Origin of the sequence: Paraburkholderia rhizosphaerae, from assembly GCF_004366595.1 — a bacterium.
GTDB classification, from domain to species: Bacteria; Pseudomonadota; Gammaproteobacteria; order Burkholderiales; family Burkholderiaceae; genus Paraburkholderia; species Paraburkholderia rhizosphaerae.
Map to the genome: position 1 here is coordinate 1 of NZ_SORE01000073.1, position 1,410 is coordinate 1,410.

A 1,410-nucleotide genomic window follows, 5' to 3' on the forward strand; every position below is an offset into this window, starting at 1 on the left:
CCCAGCTTGCGAATATCGACGAAATGACCTTCGATGGCAGCCGCGGCAGCCATCGCGGGACTCACGAGGTGGGTGCGACCGCCCGCACCCTGGCGGCCTTCGAAGTTGCGGTTCGAGGTCGATGCGCAACGCTCGCCCGGCTCGAGCCGGTCCGAGTTCATCGCGAGACACATCGAGCAGCCCGGCTCGCGCCATTCGAAACCGGCGTCGGTAAACACCTTGTCGAGGCCTTCGCGTTCCGCCTGCGCTTTCACGAGACCGGAGCCTGGCACGACCATCGCCAGACGGATGTTCTGCGCGACGCGGCGACCGAGCTTCTTCACCACCCATGCGGCCGCGCGCAAATCTTCGATGCGCGCATTCGTGCACGAGCCGATAAAGATCTTGTCCGGCTTGATCGATTCGATCGGCGCATTCGGTTCGAGCGCCATGTACTTCAGTGCGCGTTCCATCGCGTCGCGCTTGACCGGGTCCTTTTCACGCTCAGGATCGGGCACGCGGCCATCGACCGACGTGACCATTTCCGGCGACGTGCCCCACGTAACCTGCGGCACGATCTCCGCGGCATTCAGTTCGACCACGCGGTCAAAGTGTGCGCCGTCATCGGACTTGAACTGCTTCCAGTACGTGACGGCCTGATCCCATTCAGCGCCGGTCGGCGTGAACGGCCGGCCTTTCAGGTAGTCGACCGTCGTCTCGTCGACCGCCACCATGCCGGCGCGCGCGCCCGCTTCGATCGCCATGTTGCAGACCGTCATGCGGCCTTCCATCGACAGCGCGCGAATCGTCGAGCCACCGAATTCGATTGCGTAGCCGGTGCCGCCCGCGGTGCCGATCTTGCCGATGATCGCGAGCACGATGTCCTTCGCGGTACAACCGCGCGGCAGCGTGCCTTCGACCTTCACCAGCATGTTCTTGCTCTTCTTTTGCAGCAGCGTTTGCGTGGCCAGCACGTGCTCGACTTCCGACGTGCCGATGCCATGGGCGAGCGCGCCGAACGCGCCGTGCGTCGACGTATGCGAATCGCCGCAGACGATTGTCATGCCCGGCAGCGTCGCGCCCTGCTCGGGCCCGATGATGTGCACGATGCCGTGGCGCATATCGTTCATCTTGAACTGCGTGATACCGAACGCATCGCAGTTCGCATCGAGCGTATCGACCTGCAGCTTCGAGACCGGATCCGCAATGCCGTGACTGCGGTCGGTGGTCGGGACATTGTGATCGGACACTGCCAGGTTGGCGCTGATGCGCCACACCGGACGCTGAGCGATTTTCAGGCCTTCGAATGCCTGCGGGCTCGTAACTTCATGCAGCAGGTGACGGTCGATATAAAGAAGCGTCGTGCCGTCGTCTTCGGTGTGGACCACGTGGCTGTTCCACAATTTGTCGTAGAGAGTCTGTGCCATGGTA

Annotated in this window: 1 protein-coding gene; it reads right to left on the minus strand. The window is 63.0% G+C overall.

The genetic code is table 11. The annotated features are described in order from the left end of the window. The coding region (gene leuC, locus BX592_RS33620) for a 3-isopropylmalate dehydratase large subunit (RefSeq protein WP_134197635.1) at positions 1-1,406 on the minus strand (1,406 nt) is incomplete at its 3' end. Positions 1,407-1,410: the final 4 nt, after the last annotated feature.